The sequence below is a fragment of the Blastococcus deserti genome, assembly GCF_042682525.1.
Lineage (GTDB): Bacteria > Actinomycetota > Actinomycetes > Mycobacteriales > Geodermatophilaceae > Blastococcus_B > Blastococcus_B deserti.
This window is the reverse complement of record NZ_JBHUHP010000009.1, coordinates 563,489-579,006: the sequence shown is the minus strand read 5'-3', so window position 1 is coordinate 579,006 and position 15,518 is coordinate 563,489. Positions and strand designations below refer to the sequence as shown.

The 15,518-nt window shown below is 75.2% G+C and carries 15 protein-coding genes; 6 read left to right on the top strand and 9 right to left on the bottom strand.

From position 1 onward, the window contains the following. The coding region (locus ACFSHS_RS10805; RefSeq protein WP_376875151.1) for a fibronectin type III domain-containing protein at positions 1-1,147 on the bottom strand (1,147 nt) is incomplete at its 3' end. 136 nt (positions 1,148-1,283) lie between these two features. On the opposite strand from ACFSHS_RS10805, the gene ACFSHS_RS10800 reads away from it, so the two are divergent. Further along, positions 1,284-2,792 (top strand): glycosyltransferase family 39 protein, encoded by a 1,509-nt coding sequence (locus ACFSHS_RS10800; RefSeq protein ID WP_376875148.1) that lies wholly within the window; start codon positions 1,284-1,286, stop codon positions 2,790-2,792. 2 nt (positions 2,793-2,794) lie between these two features. On the opposite strand, the gene ACFSHS_RS10795 is transcribed toward ACFSHS_RS10800, so the two are convergent. Further along, complete coding sequence (locus tag ACFSHS_RS10795; protein ID WP_376875145.1) at positions 2,795-3,700, bottom strand: DMT family transporter; 906 nt, start codon at positions 3,698-3,700, stop codon at positions 2,795-2,797. Between the two features lie 195 nt (positions 3,701-3,895). Here ACFSHS_RS10795 and ACFSHS_RS10790 point away from each other — a divergent pair, with 195 nt between their 5' ends. After that, positions 3,896-4,234, top strand: a complete 339-nt coding sequence (locus ACFSHS_RS10790; RefSeq protein ID WP_376875142.1) for a hypothetical protein — start codon at positions 3,896-3,898, stop codon at positions 4,232-4,234. Positions 4,235-4,247: 13 nt separating this feature from the next. Here ACFSHS_RS10790 and ACFSHS_RS10785 read toward each other — a convergent pair whose 3' ends face one another. The 4 genes from ACFSHS_RS10785 to dapE are packed head-to-tail and all read right to left on the bottom strand — an operon-like array spanning position 4,248 to position 7,036. Continuing rightward, complete coding sequence (locus tag ACFSHS_RS10785; protein WP_376875139.1) at positions 4,248-4,700, bottom strand: SRPBCC family protein; 453 nt, start codon at positions 4,698-4,700, stop codon at positions 4,248-4,250. Then, on the bottom strand, positions 4,693-5,076 hold the full coding sequence (locus ACFSHS_RS10780; protein WP_376875137.1) for a DivIVA domain-containing protein: 384 nt from the start codon (positions 5,074-5,076) through the stop codon (positions 4,693-4,695). The genes ACFSHS_RS10785 and ACFSHS_RS10780 overlap by 8 nt, the downstream gene beginning before the upstream one ends. Next, entirely contained in the window at positions 5,076-5,921 is an 846-nt protein-coding gene (locus ACFSHS_RS10775; RefSeq protein ID WP_458199627.1) for an LOG family protein, read from the bottom strand. The genes ACFSHS_RS10780 and ACFSHS_RS10775 overlap by 1 nt, the downstream gene beginning before the upstream one ends. Next, the gene (dapE, locus tag ACFSHS_RS10770; protein ID WP_376875134.1) at positions 5,918-7,036 is read right to left on the bottom strand and encodes a succinyl-diaminopimelate desuccinylase; all 1,119 of its coding nucleotides are present in this window, start codon (positions 7,034-7,036) and stop codon (positions 5,918-5,920) included. Before dapE ends, ACFSHS_RS10775 begins: the two co-directional genes overlap by 4 nt. Positions 7,037-7,154: 118 nt before the next feature. On the opposite strand from dapE, the gene dapD reads away from it, so the two are divergent. Further along, positions 7,155-8,126: a 2,3,4,5-tetrahydropyridine-2,6-dicarboxylate N-succinyltransferase gene (dapD, locus tag ACFSHS_RS10765; protein WP_376875132.1), complete on the top strand. Its 972-nt coding sequence runs from the start codon at positions 7,155-7,157 to the stop codon at positions 8,124-8,126. Positions 8,127-8,185: 59 nt separating this feature from the next. Here dapD and ACFSHS_RS10760 read toward each other — a convergent pair whose 3' ends face one another. Next, complete coding sequence (locus ACFSHS_RS10760) at positions 8,186-9,292, bottom strand: alpha/beta fold hydrolase (protein ID WP_376875129.1); 1,107 nt, start codon at positions 9,290-9,292, stop codon at positions 8,186-8,188. A gap of 133 nt (positions 9,293-9,425) precedes the next feature. Between ACFSHS_RS10760 and ACFSHS_RS10755 the strand changes: the two genes are divergently transcribed. Continuing rightward, positions 9,426-10,382, top strand: a complete 957-nt coding sequence (locus ACFSHS_RS10755; RefSeq protein ID WP_376875126.1) for a hypothetical protein — start codon at positions 9,426-9,428, stop codon at positions 10,380-10,382. A gap of 77 nt (positions 10,383-10,459) precedes the next feature. Beyond that, a complete protein-coding gene (locus ACFSHS_RS10750; protein ID WP_376875123.1) occupies positions 10,460-10,972 on the top strand; it encodes a hypothetical protein in 513 nt (170 codons plus the stop codon). Between the two features lie 4 nt (positions 10,973-10,976). Here ACFSHS_RS10750 and dapC read toward each other — a convergent pair whose 3' ends face one another. Further along, the gene (dapC, locus tag ACFSHS_RS10745) at positions 10,977-12,059 is read right to left on the bottom strand and encodes a succinyldiaminopimelate transaminase (RefSeq protein WP_376875198.1); all 1,083 of its coding nucleotides are present in this window, start codon (positions 12,057-12,059) and stop codon (positions 10,977-10,979) included. Between the two features lie 29 nt (positions 12,060-12,088). Then, a complete protein-coding gene (gene fdxA / locus ACFSHS_RS10740; RefSeq protein ID WP_012947287.1) occupies positions 12,089-12,415 on the bottom strand; it encodes a ferredoxin in 327 nt (108 codons plus the stop codon). A 188-nt stretch (positions 12,416-12,603) separates the two neighbouring features. On the opposite strand from fdxA, the gene ACFSHS_RS10735 reads away from it, so the two are divergent. Then, positions 12,604-15,468, top strand: a complete 2,865-nt coding sequence (locus tag ACFSHS_RS10735) for a bifunctional diguanylate cyclase/phosphodiesterase (RefSeq protein WP_376875119.1) — start codon at positions 12,604-12,606, stop codon at positions 15,466-15,468. The last annotated feature ends 50 nt before the right edge of the window (positions 15,469-15,518 follow it).

Sequence of the window (15,518 nt, the reverse complement as noted above, 5' to 3'; positions counted from 1 at the left end):
TGTCGTTGGCCAGGCCGGAGTCGGCGTAGCTGGTGGCGCCCGTGACGGTGGCGATCTCCACGCCGTCGCGGCGCAGGAGGTAGTAGGCGACATCCGGTTCGGTGTTCGCCGTCCAGGAGAGGTCCACGCGGCCGTCCCCGCGGACGGCGACGAGTCCGGTGGGTGCGGCCGGCGGCGTGAGGTCCGTCGGCGTCACCGAGACCGGGGCGGACGGCGCCGATGCGTTGCCGTGGGTGTCGACCGCGACCAGCGTGTAGACGTAGGTCGTGTCGTTGGTCAGCCCCGGGTCGATGTACTCGGTGGCGGTCACCGTGGCCACCACCGTCCCGTCCCGGAGGATCCGGTACGCGGCGACGTCGGGCTCGGGACTCGGGTTCCAGGCCAGCCCCGCGGTCCCGTCGCCGCGGCCGCCCACCAGGCCGGTCGGCGCCGCCGGTGCGGTCAGGTCCGTCGGTGTGGCGCTGGCAACCGGCGTGGAGGCGGCCGACCAGTTGCCCGATGTGTCGTGGGTCTGGACGGTGTAGCCGTAGGTCGTGTCGTTCACGACCGCCGTGTCGGTCCAGGTGGTGGTGTCGCGGCCGGCGAGGAGGCCGCTGACCGCCGTCCCGTTCCGCAGCACCCGGTAGCCGTCCGCGTCGTAGTCCGCGGTGTTGGCCGTCCACGACACGGTGACCCGGCCGTCGCCCCGGAGGGCGGTCACCCCGGTCGGTGCCGTCGGCGCCACGGTGTCCCGCGGAACTCCCGTGACCGGGGCGCTCCCGACCTTCCCCTCGGTGATCGTCACCAGGGTCCGGACCGTGACGACGTAGCTCCGGCCGTTGACCAGGCCACCGACGGTGGCCGACGTCGTCGCGACGCTGGCGCTGAGGACGCCGTCGACGTACACGTTGTAGCTGCTGGCGAGCGGCTCGGTGGAAGCGGTCCACGACACATTCAGCGCCCGGTCGGCCGACGCCGCCGTGACGTTGGTCGGCGGCACGGGGTCGCCGGCGCTGGCCAGTTGCAGCGTCGGCGCCGGGAACGGGGACGTGCCGCCGGCCAGCGCGACGGTCGCGGGCACCACGAGGAACGACAGCGCGCGGAGGATCCACGCACGCCGCCGGGCGCGCCGCCCGGGGGCGGCGGCTGCTACCTCGGTCGGGTGCACCGGTGCCCTCTCCTCCTGGCACCCGGCCCGTGGCGCCGCACTCCTTGTCGGCAGGCCGAGCACCCCCCTTGAGCCCACCGACCCGGACGAGTGGCGGACCGGCCGCGCGGGCGGCCGGCTGCACTACGGTCCGGTCGTGGCCCGGCTCCTGGACGTCGTCGCTCCCGCACCGGCCCGCCGGCCACCGCTCGCCTCCGCGGCCCTGGCCGCGCTGGCCGGAGGGCTGGCCCTGCTGCTGGTCGCCTTCGCCGGGCGCTACGGCTACCACCGCGACGAGCTGTACTTCCTGCGCGCCGGGCGGGAACTGGCCTTCGGCTACGTCGACCAGCCCCCTCTCACGCCGCTGCTGGCCCGCGCCATGGATGCCCTCGCGCCGGGCTCGCTGGTCGCGCTGCGCGTGCCGTCGGCGCTGGCCGCCGGGCTCACCGTGCTCCTCACCGGTCTGCTGGCGCGGGAGTTCGGTGCCGGGCGGGGCGGCCAGCTGCTCGCCGCCGGGTGCATGGCCGTCTCCGGGATCCTGCTGATCACCGGCCATCTGCTGTCGACGACGACCTTCGACCTGCTGGCGTGGACGGCGCTGTCCCTGCTGCTCGTCCGGGCCCTGCGCGACGGCGGGCCGGTCTGGCTCCTGGCCGGGGCGGTCGCGGGGATCGCGCTGCAGAACAAGGTCCAGCCGGCGTTCCTCCTCGGTGCCGTCGTCCTCGGCCTCCTGGTGGTCGGCCCCCGGACGGCGCTGCGCTCCCGCTGGCCGTGGCTCGGAGGGCTGCTGGCCCTGGCCGTGTGGGCACCCAACCTGGTCTGGCAGGCCGCCAACGGCTGGCCCCAGCTGGAGCTGGCCGAGGCGATCGCCGCGGGCAGCTCGGGCACCAGCGAGCCCTGGTACCTGTTCGTCCCCTTCCAGCTGGTGTTGGTCAGCCCGCTGCTGGTGCCGGTGTGGGCGGTCGGCTGGTGGCGGCTGGCCCGCGACCCCGAGCTGCGGACCTGGCGGGTCTTCGCCGTCGCGTACGCCGTCCTCGTGGTGGTGTTCGTGCTGACCGGCGGCAAGCCGTACTACATCGCGGGCCTCTACCCCGTGCTGCTCGCCGCCGGCGCGCAGCCGGTGCTCGCCTGGGTGCGGCGCGGGGCCGGCCGGCTGCGCGCCGGGCTGCTGGCCGCCGCGCTGGCGCTCAGCCTGGGGATCGACGCGACGCTGGGCCTGCCGCTGGTCCCGGTGGAGCGGCTGGCCGACACGCCGGTGACGGACATCAGCTACGACGCCGGCGAGCAGGTCGGGTGGCCCGCGCTCGCCGCCGCTGTCGAGCGGGCGCGCGACGAGCTGCCCGCCGACGCCCGCGTCGTCGTCCTGGCCGGCAACTACGGGGAGGCGGGGGCGGTCGACCGCTACACCCCCGGCCTCGGCCCGGCCTACAGCGGCCACAACTCCTACTGGACGTGGGGACCACCGCCCGAGGAGGCCGACGCCGTCGTCGCCGTCGGGGTCCCCGAGGACCGGCTCGCGCGCTGGTTCGGCGAGGTGCGGGTCGCCGGCCGCGTCGACAACGGCGTCGGCCTGGACAACGACGAGCAGGGCACCGAGATCCTCACCGCCACCGGACGCCGGCTCCCGTGGTCGGAGATCTGGCCGGAGCTGCGCCGCCTGGCCTGAGGTCAGGGCACCGCGGAGTCGACCTCGCACAGCTCCGACGGCTGGGTGCGGACCGGGCTGCGCCGGGTGGCCAGCACGCAGCCGACCAGCACCAGCGGCAGCCCCACGGCGATCCCCAGGGTGAACGGCTCGTCCAGCAGGGCCACCCCGAGCAGGACGGCGACCGCGGGGTTGACGAAGGTGATCACCAATGCCCGCTGCGGGCCCACCTCGCGGATGAGCGAGAAGAAGAGCGCGAGCGCCAGTGCGGTGCAGACCGCCCCCAGGGCACCGAGGGACAGCAGCGCCGGAGCCGACGCCGCGGCCGCCCGGTCCAGCTGCGGCAGTGCGAACGGCGCGTAGGCGACGGCGGTGACGAACAGGGCGATCGAGCTGGCCGCCACCCCCGACACCTCCGGCAGCGACCGGCTCACGACGAGCGGGCCCGTCGCGTACCCGACCACGGTGAGCGCGACCGCCAGGAGCGGCAGCAGCTGGGCGCCGCCCACGTCCAGACCGAGCAGCACCGCGATGCCGACGACGCCGATCCCCATGCCGAGCAGCCGCACGGGGGTCAGCCGCTCCTCCTCGCCGGCCAGCCAGCCGGCCAGCGCCGCCACGAACGGCACGGTGGCGACGAGCAGCCCGGTCAGGGAGCTCGACAGCGACTGCTCGGCGTAGGACAGCAGCAGCCAAGGTCCGGCCATCTCCAGCACCGTGAACAGCAACAGCGCCCGCCAGTGCCGCAGCGCCGGACGCAGCTGCCCCGTCGCGACGGTCCACGGCAGCAGGATCGCCGCACCGACCACGCAGCGCGCGAAGACCACCATCACCGGGGAGACCTCGCCGACGGCGACCTTGATCAGCAGGTACGGGATGCCCCAGATCACCGACATCGTGAGGAACAGCGCCCAGCCGCGCCGGCTCACACCCGCTCCCCTCGCGTCCTCCGCACCGTCGTCACCGGCGCATCCTCGCCCACGCCCCGCCGGTGACCCGCAGCGGCACGCCCCGCAGCGGTACGGCCCTGGACGGCACGACCGTCGGCGGTACGGCCATGGACGGCACGACGGTCGGCGGGAAGACCCTTGTGCGCCGACGGCCCGGGCCGCTGGAATCCCCGCATGGACACCGGGGATCGGTTCGCGGCCCTGGTCGGCGCCTTCGCGGGCGAGCCGGGGGTGACGCTGCCGGGCGAGCCGGGGCACCGCGGCTTCGGCGCCGACGCGCTGAAGGTCGACGGCTCGATCTTCGCGATGTTGGTACGGGGAGGACTGGTCCTCAAGCTCCCGGCCGGTCGGGTGGCCGCGCTGGTCGGGTCGGGAGCCGCGACCCCCTTCTCCAACGGCGCCGGCCGGGTGATGCGGGAGTGGGCGGTGCTGACCGGCGGCGACGACGGAGCCGACCTGACCCTGGCCCGCGAGGCGCTCGAGCACGTCCGGTCGCGCTCCGCCCGGCCGTGACCAGCGCCGGACGTCAGCGGCCGGCGGCGACGGCGGCGAAACGCCGCAGCGAGCGGCGGATGCCCCACAGCGCGAAGGGCCGCACGAGGAACCAGCCGAGCTCTCCGAGGTAGCCGTAGGGCAGGTGGAGCCGCTCGGTCCAGACCAGGGTGGCGTGCTGCCCGCGCGGCTCGATCCGGAAGATCCCCGGCCCACGGACGAGCCGGCCGGTGTGCTGCACCTCGACCAGCCGTGGCGGGTCCCACGCCGTGATGATCATCGTGTCGAGGATGCCGACGTGCCGCCCTCCCGGCAGCGGCAGGCCGGTCCGCGCGGCGAGCCGGCCGTGCAGCTGCTGCGCCGGTCCCCCGACCGTCTCGACGTCGGTGGCCAGCATCCACTCGCCCTGGCGCTCCCAGTCGGTGAGCACGTCCCAGACCCGCTCCGGTGGGGCGTCCACCTCGATGCGCTCGACCAGATCAGGCATACGGCGGCTCCTCGTCGTCGGCGGCGTCGTCGGGCGCCGGCTCCTGCCCGCCCTTCGGCGCGGCGGCCAGGTCCGGATGCGCCGGCAGGCGGGCGCGCAGGGCGGCGATCTCGGCGTCCCGCTCCTCGAGGACGAGGGCGAGCTGCTCGATCAGCCAGTCGACCTCGGTCATCCGGTACCCCCGCGCGGTCACGGAGAGCTGGACGGTCCGGACGTCGTCCGCGGTGACCGGCCGGGCCGCGGGCAGCGCCAGCGGGGAGCGGTCCGGCTCGGCCGGCGGCCGGGTCTCCGCCCGGCCGAGGAGCAGCGACGCCCCGAGGAACAGCAGCGCGCCGACGACGAGGACGCCCACGACGAAGGCGACGAAGGACAGCATCAGCCCTCGACGGGACCCTGGTCGACCGGGACGTGCTGCATCCCGCCGCCGCCGTCCCCCGCCCGCCGCGCGGCGTCGGCCGCCTGGATGACCGACAGCACCTCGTCGATGTCGTCGGTGACGGTGATCAGGTCGAGGTCGGTGGCGTTGATCGTGCCCGTGCCCGCGAGCGTGGTGCGGATCCAGTGCACGAGCCCGGCCCAGTAGTCGCTGCCGAAGAGGATCACCGGGAAGCGGGTGACCTTGCGGGTCTGCACGAGGGTGAGCGCCTCGAACAGCTCGTCCAGCGTGCCGAAGCCCCCCGGCAGGATCACGAAGGCCTGCGCGTACTTCACGAACATCGTCTTGCGGACGAAGAAGTAGCGGAACGAGATGCCGACGTCGACCCACTCGTTGAGCTCCTGCTCGAACGGCAGCTCGATACCGAGCCCGACGGACAGGCCGCCGGCCTCCGACGCGCCGCGGTTGGCCGCTTCCATGGCCCCGGGCCCGCCGCCGGTGATGACCGCGTACCCGGCCTGGGTGAGCGCGGCGCCGATCTGCACCCCGGCGGCGTAGTGCGGGTGGTCGCGCGGGGTCCGCGCGCTGCCGAAGACGCTGACCGCCCGCGGCAGCTCCGCCAGGAGCCCGAAGCCCTCGACGAACTCGGACTGGATCCGCAGCACCCGCCACGGGTCGGTGTGCACCCAGTCGCTCGGTCCGCGGCGGTCGAGCAACCGCTGGTCGGTGGTGGACCCCTGCGTCTGGGGATCGGGCTCGCCGCCGCGCAGCATGATCGGGCCGCGGTGGCGGGTCGGCCGGGGCCGGCGGCCGTCCGGCGCGGGGTCGGGCTTCTCCACGGTCATGCGCTGCTCCCGGACAGGTAGGCGATCAGGGCGTCCTCGGCCGGCTGGAGGCGGTCGACGAGCACGTGTTCCTCACGGGTGTGCGCGAGCTGCGGGTCGCCGGGGCCGTAGTTCACGGCGGGGATGCCGAATGCCGCGAAGCGCGCGACGTCGGTCCAGCCGAACTTGGCCCGCGCCGGCCGGCCCACGGCGGCGACGAAGGCGGCGGCGGCCGGCTCCGAGAGCCCGGGCATGGCGCCCCCCGCGTTGTCGGTGACGGTGAACGTCGCCCCGGCGGCGATCGCGTCGGCGAACACGTCCCGCACGTGTGCCTCGGCGGCGTCCTCGTCCCGGTCGGGCGCGTAGCGGAAGTTGACCGTCAGCGACGCCTCGTCGGGGATCACGTTCCCGGCCACGCCGCCGGCGATGCCGACCGCGTTGAGCCCCTCCCGGAACGTGAGGCCGTCGATCTCCACCTCGCGCGGTCGGTACGCGGCCAGCGCCGCCAGCGCCCCGGCGAGTCCGTGCACCGCGTTCACGCCCAGCCAGCCGCGCGCGCTGTGCGCCCGGCGGCCCTTCGTCTCCAGCCGAGCCCGCAAGGTGCCCTGGCAGCCGCCCTCGATCTCGCCGTCCGTCGGCTCGAGGAGGATCGCCAGGTCCCCGTAGAGCCAGCCCCGCCGTTCCCGCGCGACCCGGCCGAGACCGTTCTTCACGGACTCGACCTCCTCGTTGTCGTAGAAGACGAACGTCAGGTCGTGCGCGGGCCGGGCCCCCGGGACGCCGAACCGCCGGGCCAGCCGCAGCATGACCGCGTCGCCGGACTTCATGTCACTGGCACCACATCCGTACAGCCGCTGTAATCCGTCGGCTTCGCGCAGCTCGGAGGGCACGTTGTCGGCGATCGGCACGGTGTCGAGGTGGCCGGCGAGGACGACGCGGGAGGAACGGCCGAGATTCGTCCGGGCCAGGACGGCGTCGCCGACCCGCTCGACCTCCAGCCCTCCGAGACCGCGCAGCGCCGCCTCGACCGCGTCGGCCAGCGGGCCCTCGCTGCCCGACACCGAGGGCGCGTCCACCAGTGCCCGCGTCAGCGTCAGCACGTCGGCGGAGAGGTCGAGCCGCGGCAGGTCCGTCACGACTGCCGAGCCTAGAAGCACCCTCCTGCCCCCCGCCGCTCGCATGCTCACGGGGACCCCCTCAGGAGCGCCGGACCGGCTCGTCCCGGCGCGGGCAGCGCTCGGTAGCGTCGTCCCCGTGACTGCCGCACCTCTCTCCGCCGTCGCCGCCGGTCTCGCCACCGTCACCTCCTCGGGCACGGTCCTCGACACCTGGTTCCCCGAGCCCCGTCTGGGGGCCCCGGAGGGTGCGAAGCCGGGGACGACGCGGCTCGGCGCCCTGGAGCTGTCCGGCGAGCTCGGCCCCGATTACGGCGGACTGGTGCGTCGCGACGAGGCCCGCGGCGTCGAGGTCATCGCCGTCCGCACCGTGATCCCCGACCTGGCCCGGCCTCCGGTCGACACCCACGACGTCTGGCTGCGCCTGCACCTGCTCTCGCACCGCCTGATCCGGCCGCACGGGGCGGACCTCACCGGGATCTTCGGGCTGCTCACGAACGTCGCCTGGACCAGCGCCGGGCCGGTCGAGGCCGCCGGGTTCAACGCCCACCGGCTACGGGCCGCGGTGGGCAACGTGACCGTGTTCGGCGTCGACAAGTTCCCGCGGATGGTCGACTACGTCATCCCCTCCGGGGTCCGCATCGCCGACGGTGACCGCGTCCGGCTGGGCGCCCACCTCGCCGAGGGCACCACCGTCATGCACGAGGGGTTCGTCAACTTCAACGCCGGGACGCTCGGCCCGTCCATGGTCGAGGGGCGGATCAGCGCGGGTGTCGTCGTCGGCGCCGACAGCGACATCGGCGGCGGCGCCTCGATCATGGGCACGCTCTCGGGGGGCGGCAAGGAGACTATCTCCATCGGCAGCGGCTGCCTGCTCGGCGCCAACGCCGGCATCGGCATCTCGCTCGGCGACGGCTGCGTCGTCGAGGCCGGCTGCTACGTGACCGCGGGTTCGCGGGTGACACTGCCGGACGGCTCCGTCGTCAAGGCCAGGGAGCTCTCCGGCCGCGACGGGCTGCTGTTCCGCCGCAACAGCGTCAGCGGCGCCCTGGAGGCCCTGCCCCGGGCCGGCACCTGGGGCGCCCTCAACGCCGACCTCCACGCCAACTGAAGGCCCCCTGCAGGGTCCCGCCGCGAGCCTGCGAGCGGTGGGGGGCAGGGGGTCCTTCTTCAGGTGAGGTGAGCGGGGGCCTCGGCGGGGACGTCGAGGTGCTCGAGCAGCGCCACCGCGAACTCCTGGGGCCGCTCGACGTGCGGCGAGTGCCCGACTCCGGGGAGCACGACCTCGCGGTAGGCACCTCCCGTCGCGGCGTAGCGGTCGAGCACCGAGCGCATCTGGGTGACCATGGGCTGCGGCGGGAAGACCTCGACCCCCGGCCAGCCGGGCAACGCCCCGACCGAGCCCAGGTATGCCAGGTCGAACAGCGACGTGTCCGACACGATCTGGTCGGCGTCCCCACGGATCCACAGCACCGGCGGCTTCGGGGCCAGGTCGACGACCCCGGACACGTCGAAGACCGTGGGCGCCATCGTGCTGAGCACCCCGCGCGGCCCGGGAGCCACGCCCGGCCACGCGTCGGAGAGCACCGGCTCACCCGGGTAGTGGTCAGGGCCGGTGCGGGTGGTCAGCATGGACGCCACGAAGACGTCCTCCAGCCACGGGGCCAGCGGGAGCGAGCCCGGCGCCACGTAGAAGGCGCGCAGCACCGACCGTGGGCTCGCCGGGGTGTCCGCGGACATGTCACCGGCCGCGAGCGCCGCGACGAACTCGGGATTGGCCGCCCCCGCCCCGGACCCGGTGCCGTCGGGATGGACCCGTCTGCCGTCGGGGCCCGCCGTCCCACCGAACCCGTACGGCGAGACGGGCGCCACGAGCGTCACCGACGCCACCCGCTCCGGGGCGTCGAGGAGGTACTGCAGGACGACGCCGGCGCCCATGCTCCAGCCCACCAGGTGCACCCGCTCCAGGCCGAGGGTGGTGACGAGCTCCGCGAGGTCGTCGGCCCAGTCGCGGACGCCGCGGGTGGCGTCCACCGGGAGCGGGTCGGTGCCGCCGTAGCCGCGCAGGTCGACCGCGAGCGCGCGGTGCCGGCCGGTGCGGCTCACGTCGAGCAGGGCCTGCTGCCAGAACAGCGCCGAGCTGACGTTGCCGTGCACGAAGACCACGGCCTCCTCCGCCCCGGCCGGTGGCGCACCCTCGGGATGCAGCACCGACTGGGTCAGCCGCCCGGTCGGCACGCGCGTGGTGGTGATGCCGGGCAGGAGCAGATCGACCATGGCGCGGGACCTTTCCGGAGGGGACGAGCGGCCCACGCTAGCGACGGCGGGGCGCCGTGCACACCGCCCGCGGCCCGCCGACGTGACCTCGGGCACCGCGGAATCGACAGGCGGGCCGCCTACAGTCGGGCCGATGCCCACCGCCCGCACCGCTGCCCGCCCCGCACGGGCCGGCGGTGGGGGCGCAGCCCGGCGGAGTCCGGCGCGGGGCGGCCGCGTCCCGGCGCGGCGGAAGCCGCCCGCTCGGCGGCCGGCGAGGAAGAGCAGGTCACGGGGGCGTCGGAAGGCCGGCCGGCAGATCGCCCGGTGGTGGCCCGCACTGGTCGTCACCGCCGTCGTCCTGGTGGCTCTGGCGTGGGACACCGAGAGCACCGGCGTCCCCGGCGTGCCCGGGCAGTGCACCGTGGCCGGCTCGTCGCTGACGCTGACCACCGCGCAGGCGTCCTCGGCGGCCACGATCGCGGCCGTCGGGCGGGCCCGCGGGCTGCCCGACCGCGCCGTCGTCCTCGCGCTGGCGACGGCCCAGCAGGAATCGCGGTTGCGCAACCTCGACTACGGCGACCGGGACTCGCTGGGCCTGTTCCAGCAGCGCCCGTCGCAGGGGTGGGGCAGCGAGGCCCAGGTGCAGGACCCGGTCTACGCCGCGGGCATCTTCTACGACCGGCTGGTGCAGGTGCCCGGGTGGGGGACCGGCCGGCTCACCGAGGTGGCCCAGGCCGTGCAGCGCAGCGGCTTCCCCGAGGCCTACCAGCAGTGGGAGCCCCTGGCCACCGAGCTGACCGCCGTCCTCGGGCCCGCCGGGCCGTCCCGGCTGGACTGCCGGTACGAGCCGTCGGCCCCGGTCCCCGCGGCCGACGTGTCGGCCGTGGCGGCCGCCGAGCTCGGGGTCGCGGCGATGCCGCGCGCCGGGGGCGCGGTGTTCGTCGACCCGGCCGGCGGCTGGGCCGCGGCGACCTGGGCGGTGGCGCAGGCCGCGCGCCTGCAGCTCACCGAGGTGGAGTTCGACGGCCGCAGGTGGACCCTCGACACCGGCTGGGTGGAGGCCCCGGAGATCGGCGCGGACGCCGTGGTGCTCCGGCCGGCCGGCTGAGCCGGCGGTTCCCCCGCGCGGGGGAACCCGACGGCCCGACGCTCAACGAAACGCCGGCGGCCGCCGACAGCGCAGTCATGACGATCGCACCGATCACCGCCTCCCCCGCGGCGTCGCCCGCCGCCCCCGAGGCCGCGGTCGCCGACGTGTCGGGGCTCCTCCCCTCGCGGGAGGCCGTTCTCGACCGCCTGACCGAGCGGCTGACCACCGTGGCTGCGGCCCCCGCGACCCTGCTGGTCGTGGGCCTCCTCCGCCGGGACGACGGCTGGCCGACGGCGCAGAGCACGCTCGCGCAGGTCACCACGCTGCTCGCCCGCTCGCTGCGCGGCGACGACTGGCTCGGCAAGTCCGGCCCCGGCGAGTTCGTGGTGCTGCTGTCCGGCCCGGTCACCGCGGCCGAGACGGCCGGCGCCCGGCTGGTCGCCGCCGTTCCGGCCCTCGGCATCGAGGGGGTCACAGCGGCCGCCGGTGTCGCCCCGCTGACCAGCGACCTGGAGGCGGCAGAGGTGCTGCGCAGGGCGCTGCTGAGCCTCACCGCCGCCCGCCGGGTCGGTGCCGGCACCGTCATCCGGTACCGCGAGCCCAGCTGAGCGGTCAGGCGGTGAGCCGCTCCACCGCGGCGGCGATCCGCTCGTCGGTCGCGGTGAGCGCCAGCCGCACGTGCCGCGAGCCGGCCGGCCCGTAGAAGCTGCCCGGCGCGGCGACGATGCCGAGGCCGGCGAGCCGGTCGATGGTCGTCCAGCAGTCCTCGTCGCGGGTGGCCCACAGGTAGAGGCCCGCCTCGGAGTGGTCGATCCGCAGACCGGCCGCACGGACGGCGGCCGACAGCCGGTCCCGGCGGTCGCGGTACCGCGCGCGCTGCGCGTCGACGTGCGCGTCGTCGTCGAGGGCCGCGGTCATGGCCGCCTGCACCGGCCCGGGCACGAGCAGCCCGAGGTGACGCCGGACCTCCCACACGGGGCGGACCAGCGCGGGGTCACCCGACAGCAGCCCGGCCCGGTAGCCGGCCGCCGTCGACTGCTTCGACAGCGAGTGCACCGCGAGCAGCCCGGTGTGGTCCTCCCCCGCGATGGCCGGGTGCAGCAGGGAGCGCGGCTCGACGTCCCAGCCCAGGGTGATGTAGCACTCGTCGGCGACCACCGGGACGCCGTGCGCCCGGCCCCAGGCCACCCACTCGCGCAACCGGTCGTCGGAGAGCACCCGCCCGTGCGGGTTCCCCGGCGAGTTCAGCCAGACCAGCACCACGCCGGCGGCATCGGGCGGGGGCACGTCGCTGCGGCGCACGGCCAGCCCGGCGAGGACCGCGCCGACCTCGTAGGTCGGGTAGGCGACCTCCGGGAGGACGAGGGTGCCGGTGCGCAGCCCGAGCAGCGTGGGCAGGAGGGCGACCAGCTCCTTGGAGCCGACGGTCGGCACGAGGGAGGGGTCGGCGCCGAGAGGATCGGCGATCTCGACGCCCAGCCGGCGGCGCAGCCAGCCGGCCGCCGCCGTCCGCAGCTCCGTCGTCCCCAGCGCGGTCGGGTAACCGGGCGCGTTGCCCGCCGCGGCCAGCGCCTGGGTCAGGACGGCCGGGGTGTCGTCGACGGGCGTGCCGATCGACAGGTCGACCAGCCCGCCGGGATGCCGGGCGGCTCGTGCCCGCGCCGCGGCGAGGGAGTCCCAGGGGAAGTCCGGCAGGGACCGGGCCGGCCCCGGCGTCGTCGTCGTCAGTGACCTTCGCCCTGCGGCGGCAGAGCGGCGACCAGCGGGTGGTCCTTGCCGATCTTCCCGGTCTTCGCGGCGCCGCCCGGGCTGCCCAGGTCGGAGAAGAACTCCACGTTGGCGTTGTAGAAGTCCTTCCACTTGTCCGGGACGTCGTCCTCGTAGTAGATGGCCTCCACCGGGCAGACCGGCTCGCACGCACCGCAGTCGACGCACTCGTCGGGGTGGATGTAGAGCATCCGGTCGCCCTCGTAGATGCAGTCCACCGGACACTCGTCGATGCACGCCTTGTCGAGGACGTCGACGCAGGCCTGTGTGATGACGTAGGTCACGGTGGTTCCTCCCAGGGATGCGGAGCAGTAACCGCTGGCCACAGCCAGGGCAGATCGTGCGCGCCCAGTATGACGCGCCGCGACGCCCCCGGGCGCGACGGGTCCCGGGGCCCGCCCACGCCTCCCTCCGAAGGGGTGGGCACGGAGGCCTGGCTCAAGCACCGGGCCGCCGTGCCGATCCTGTGGCCGTGTCAGAGCAGTGGAGGCATCCCCGGTCGACGCTCCGGCCCCGGCCGCCGGTGTCGCCCACGGTGTCCCCCTACGACGCCGAGGCCGCGGTCGAGCAGATGCTGTCCCGGCTGCGGGCATCGGCCGGCGCCACCCGGGTGTCGGTCTGGGTGCACGAGGCATCGACCCGCATGGCGGTGCCGTACCGCCAGTCGGTCGTGGAGACCGGCGACACCGACCCCGAGGCGCCGCGCACCGCCGTCCTGCTCGCCTCCACGCCCTTCCTCGCGGCCGTCGTCCGCAGCCGGCAGTCGCTCGTCGCCCGCGCGGACGGGCGCCGCGCGTCGGACAGGGACCTCGCCGCCCGCGGCATCCGGTCGGCCCACGGGGAGCCGCTGCTCGTGGACGGCGAGGTCGTGGGCGTCCTGACCGTCGAGCCGGCGGCCGCAGCCGCCCGCCACCTCCTCCGGCAGGTCGCTCCCAAGCTGGCCGTCGCCCTGGCCGACGCCTGGACCCGGCGGTCGGAGAAGCGCCGCACCGCTCAGGCCGAGGTCCTCCTCGGGCTGATCGAGTCCGCCTCCCAGGCACAGTCGATGGACCACCTCCTCGGCGCGGCCTGCCGCCAGCTCGCCGAGCTCGGCGAGGTCGAGCGGGCCTGCATCTTCCTGCTCGAGGACGGCCGCCTCGTGCCGCGCATGGCCGGCTACGCCGACGGCCGGCGCGACCGTGCCACCTGGGAGCAGTTCCGCAACGCCCCGGTCGGTCTGCAGCTGGCCGAGACGGTGCTGCGCACCGGTGAGCCGATGACCGCCGACAAGGACTCCGGCCTGCTGTCGGGCTGGTGGGTCGACTCCTTCCACATCGCCTCGGCGCTCGCCGTCCCCCTCGGCCGCAGCCCGCACCTGGCCGGCGTCCTCACCCTCGACAGCACCCGGGTGCGCCCGTTCTCCGAGGACGTGCGCCGCCTCGCCGCGGCGGCCGGTGCGCACCTCGGCGGCGTCATCGAGCAGGCACGCACCAGTCAGGCCCGGGCCGCCTCCCTCACGACCGCGCGGGTCGTGCGCCAGATGCTGGTGGACGGCGCGGGGGCGACCGGGGTGCCCGAGGCCGCCGAGGTGCTCGCGCGTGCGGTCCAGCGCCTGGCCGGCACCGACCGCAGCGCCGCCTATCTCCTCGGCGACGACGGCACGATCGGCGAGGTGCGCCACGTCGACTGGCCCGACGCGCACAAGCAGGTCGTCCGGACCCGTCTCGTCGGCCGCCCCGCCGCCGACGTCCCCTTGTGGCGCCTGACCGCCGAGCAACGGCTGCCGGTGTTCGTCGAGGACGCCCTGTCCAGCCACCTCCTCGACCCCCGCCTGGCACGCGCCATCGACCTGTGCTCCTACGTCAGCGTGCCGCTGCTCTCCGGCGACCGGCTGCTGGGACTGGTGGTGACCGGCTCGGTGTCCGAGCCGCGCACGTGGTCGCCGGCCCTGCGGGAGGCGGTCCGCCAGGTGACGCTCGAGGGAGCCCTGGTGGTGGAGAACGCCGCGCTGCGCGCCGTCGAACGACTGCGGTTGCAGCAGCTGGCCACGGAGGCGCACCACGACCCGCTGACGGGGCTGGCGAACCGCCGCCGGTTCATCGAGCAGCTGGAGGCCACCGTCTACGGCGCGGGGGCACGGGCCTGCGCGGTGCTCATGATCGACCTCGACCGGTTCAAGGAGATCAACGACAGCTTCGGGCACAGCGTCGGCGACGACCTGCTCTGCCTGGTCGGCCCGCGACTGCAGAGCACCCTGCGACCGGGTGACCTGCTGGCCCGCATGGGCGGTGACGAGTTCGCCGTCCTCCTGCCGGATGCGGACGCGGTTCGCGCACAGGACGTCGCCGAGCGCCTCGGGGCGGCCCTGCGGGACGCTTTCGTGCTCGACGGCATGTCCCTGCACGTGGACGCGAGCATCGGCATCGCCCTGTGTCCCGACCACGGCCGGGACCGGTCCCTGCTGCTGGCCCGCGCCGACACCGCCATGTACGTCGCCAAGCGGGGCCGGCACGGCTTCGAGGTGTGGGCGCCCGACGGCACGCCCGCCAGCCGCGACCGGCTGGAGACGCTCGAACAGCTGCGGACGGCCCTGGACACCGACCAGCTCGACGTGCACTACCAGCCCAAGCTGGAGCTGCGGACCGGTGCGGTCATCGGCGTGGAGGCCCTCGTGCGGTGGGACCACCCCCAGCGCGGCCTGCTCTCCCCCGACGTCTTCCTGCCCCTGGCCGAGCAGGCCGGTCTCATGCGCCGCCTGGCGCTGCGGGTGCTGGAACGGTCGCTGCGCGACCTGTGCGCCTGGCGCGCGGCCGGCCACGACCTGTCGGTCGCGGTGAACCTGTCGGTCTCCAACCTGCAGGACGTCGCCCTCCCCGGGCAGGTCGGGATGCTGCTCGACGCGTTCGGCGTGCCGGCCGCCTGCCTGATCCTGGAGATCACCGAGGACGTCCTCATGGCCGACGCCGCCCGCAGCCAGCAGGTGCTGACCGGCCTGCGGCGGCTTGGGGTGCGGATGTCCATCGACGACTACGGCACCGGCTACTCGTCGCTGTCGTACCTGCGCGCCCTGCCCGTGGACGAGCTCAAGCTCGACCGCAGCTTCGTCAGCCACCTGACCAGGGACGAGCGGGCCGCAGCCATCGTGCGGAGCACCCTGCAGCTGAGCCTCGACCTCGGCATGCGCATGGTGGTCGAGGGGGTCGAGGACGCCGCCACGCTGGCCGCCCTGCGCGCGTGGGGTTGCGACTACGCCCAGGGCTACCACATCGCCCGGCCCATGCCGGCCCGGCAGTTCCTCACCTGGCTCGCCGAGCAGCCGGCCTGGACCCCCCGCGGAGGGATGGCGCTGCCGTCGTAGGAGATCCCCACGACCGGGCGTGCTCGGCCGGACGCGTGCCGACGACGCCG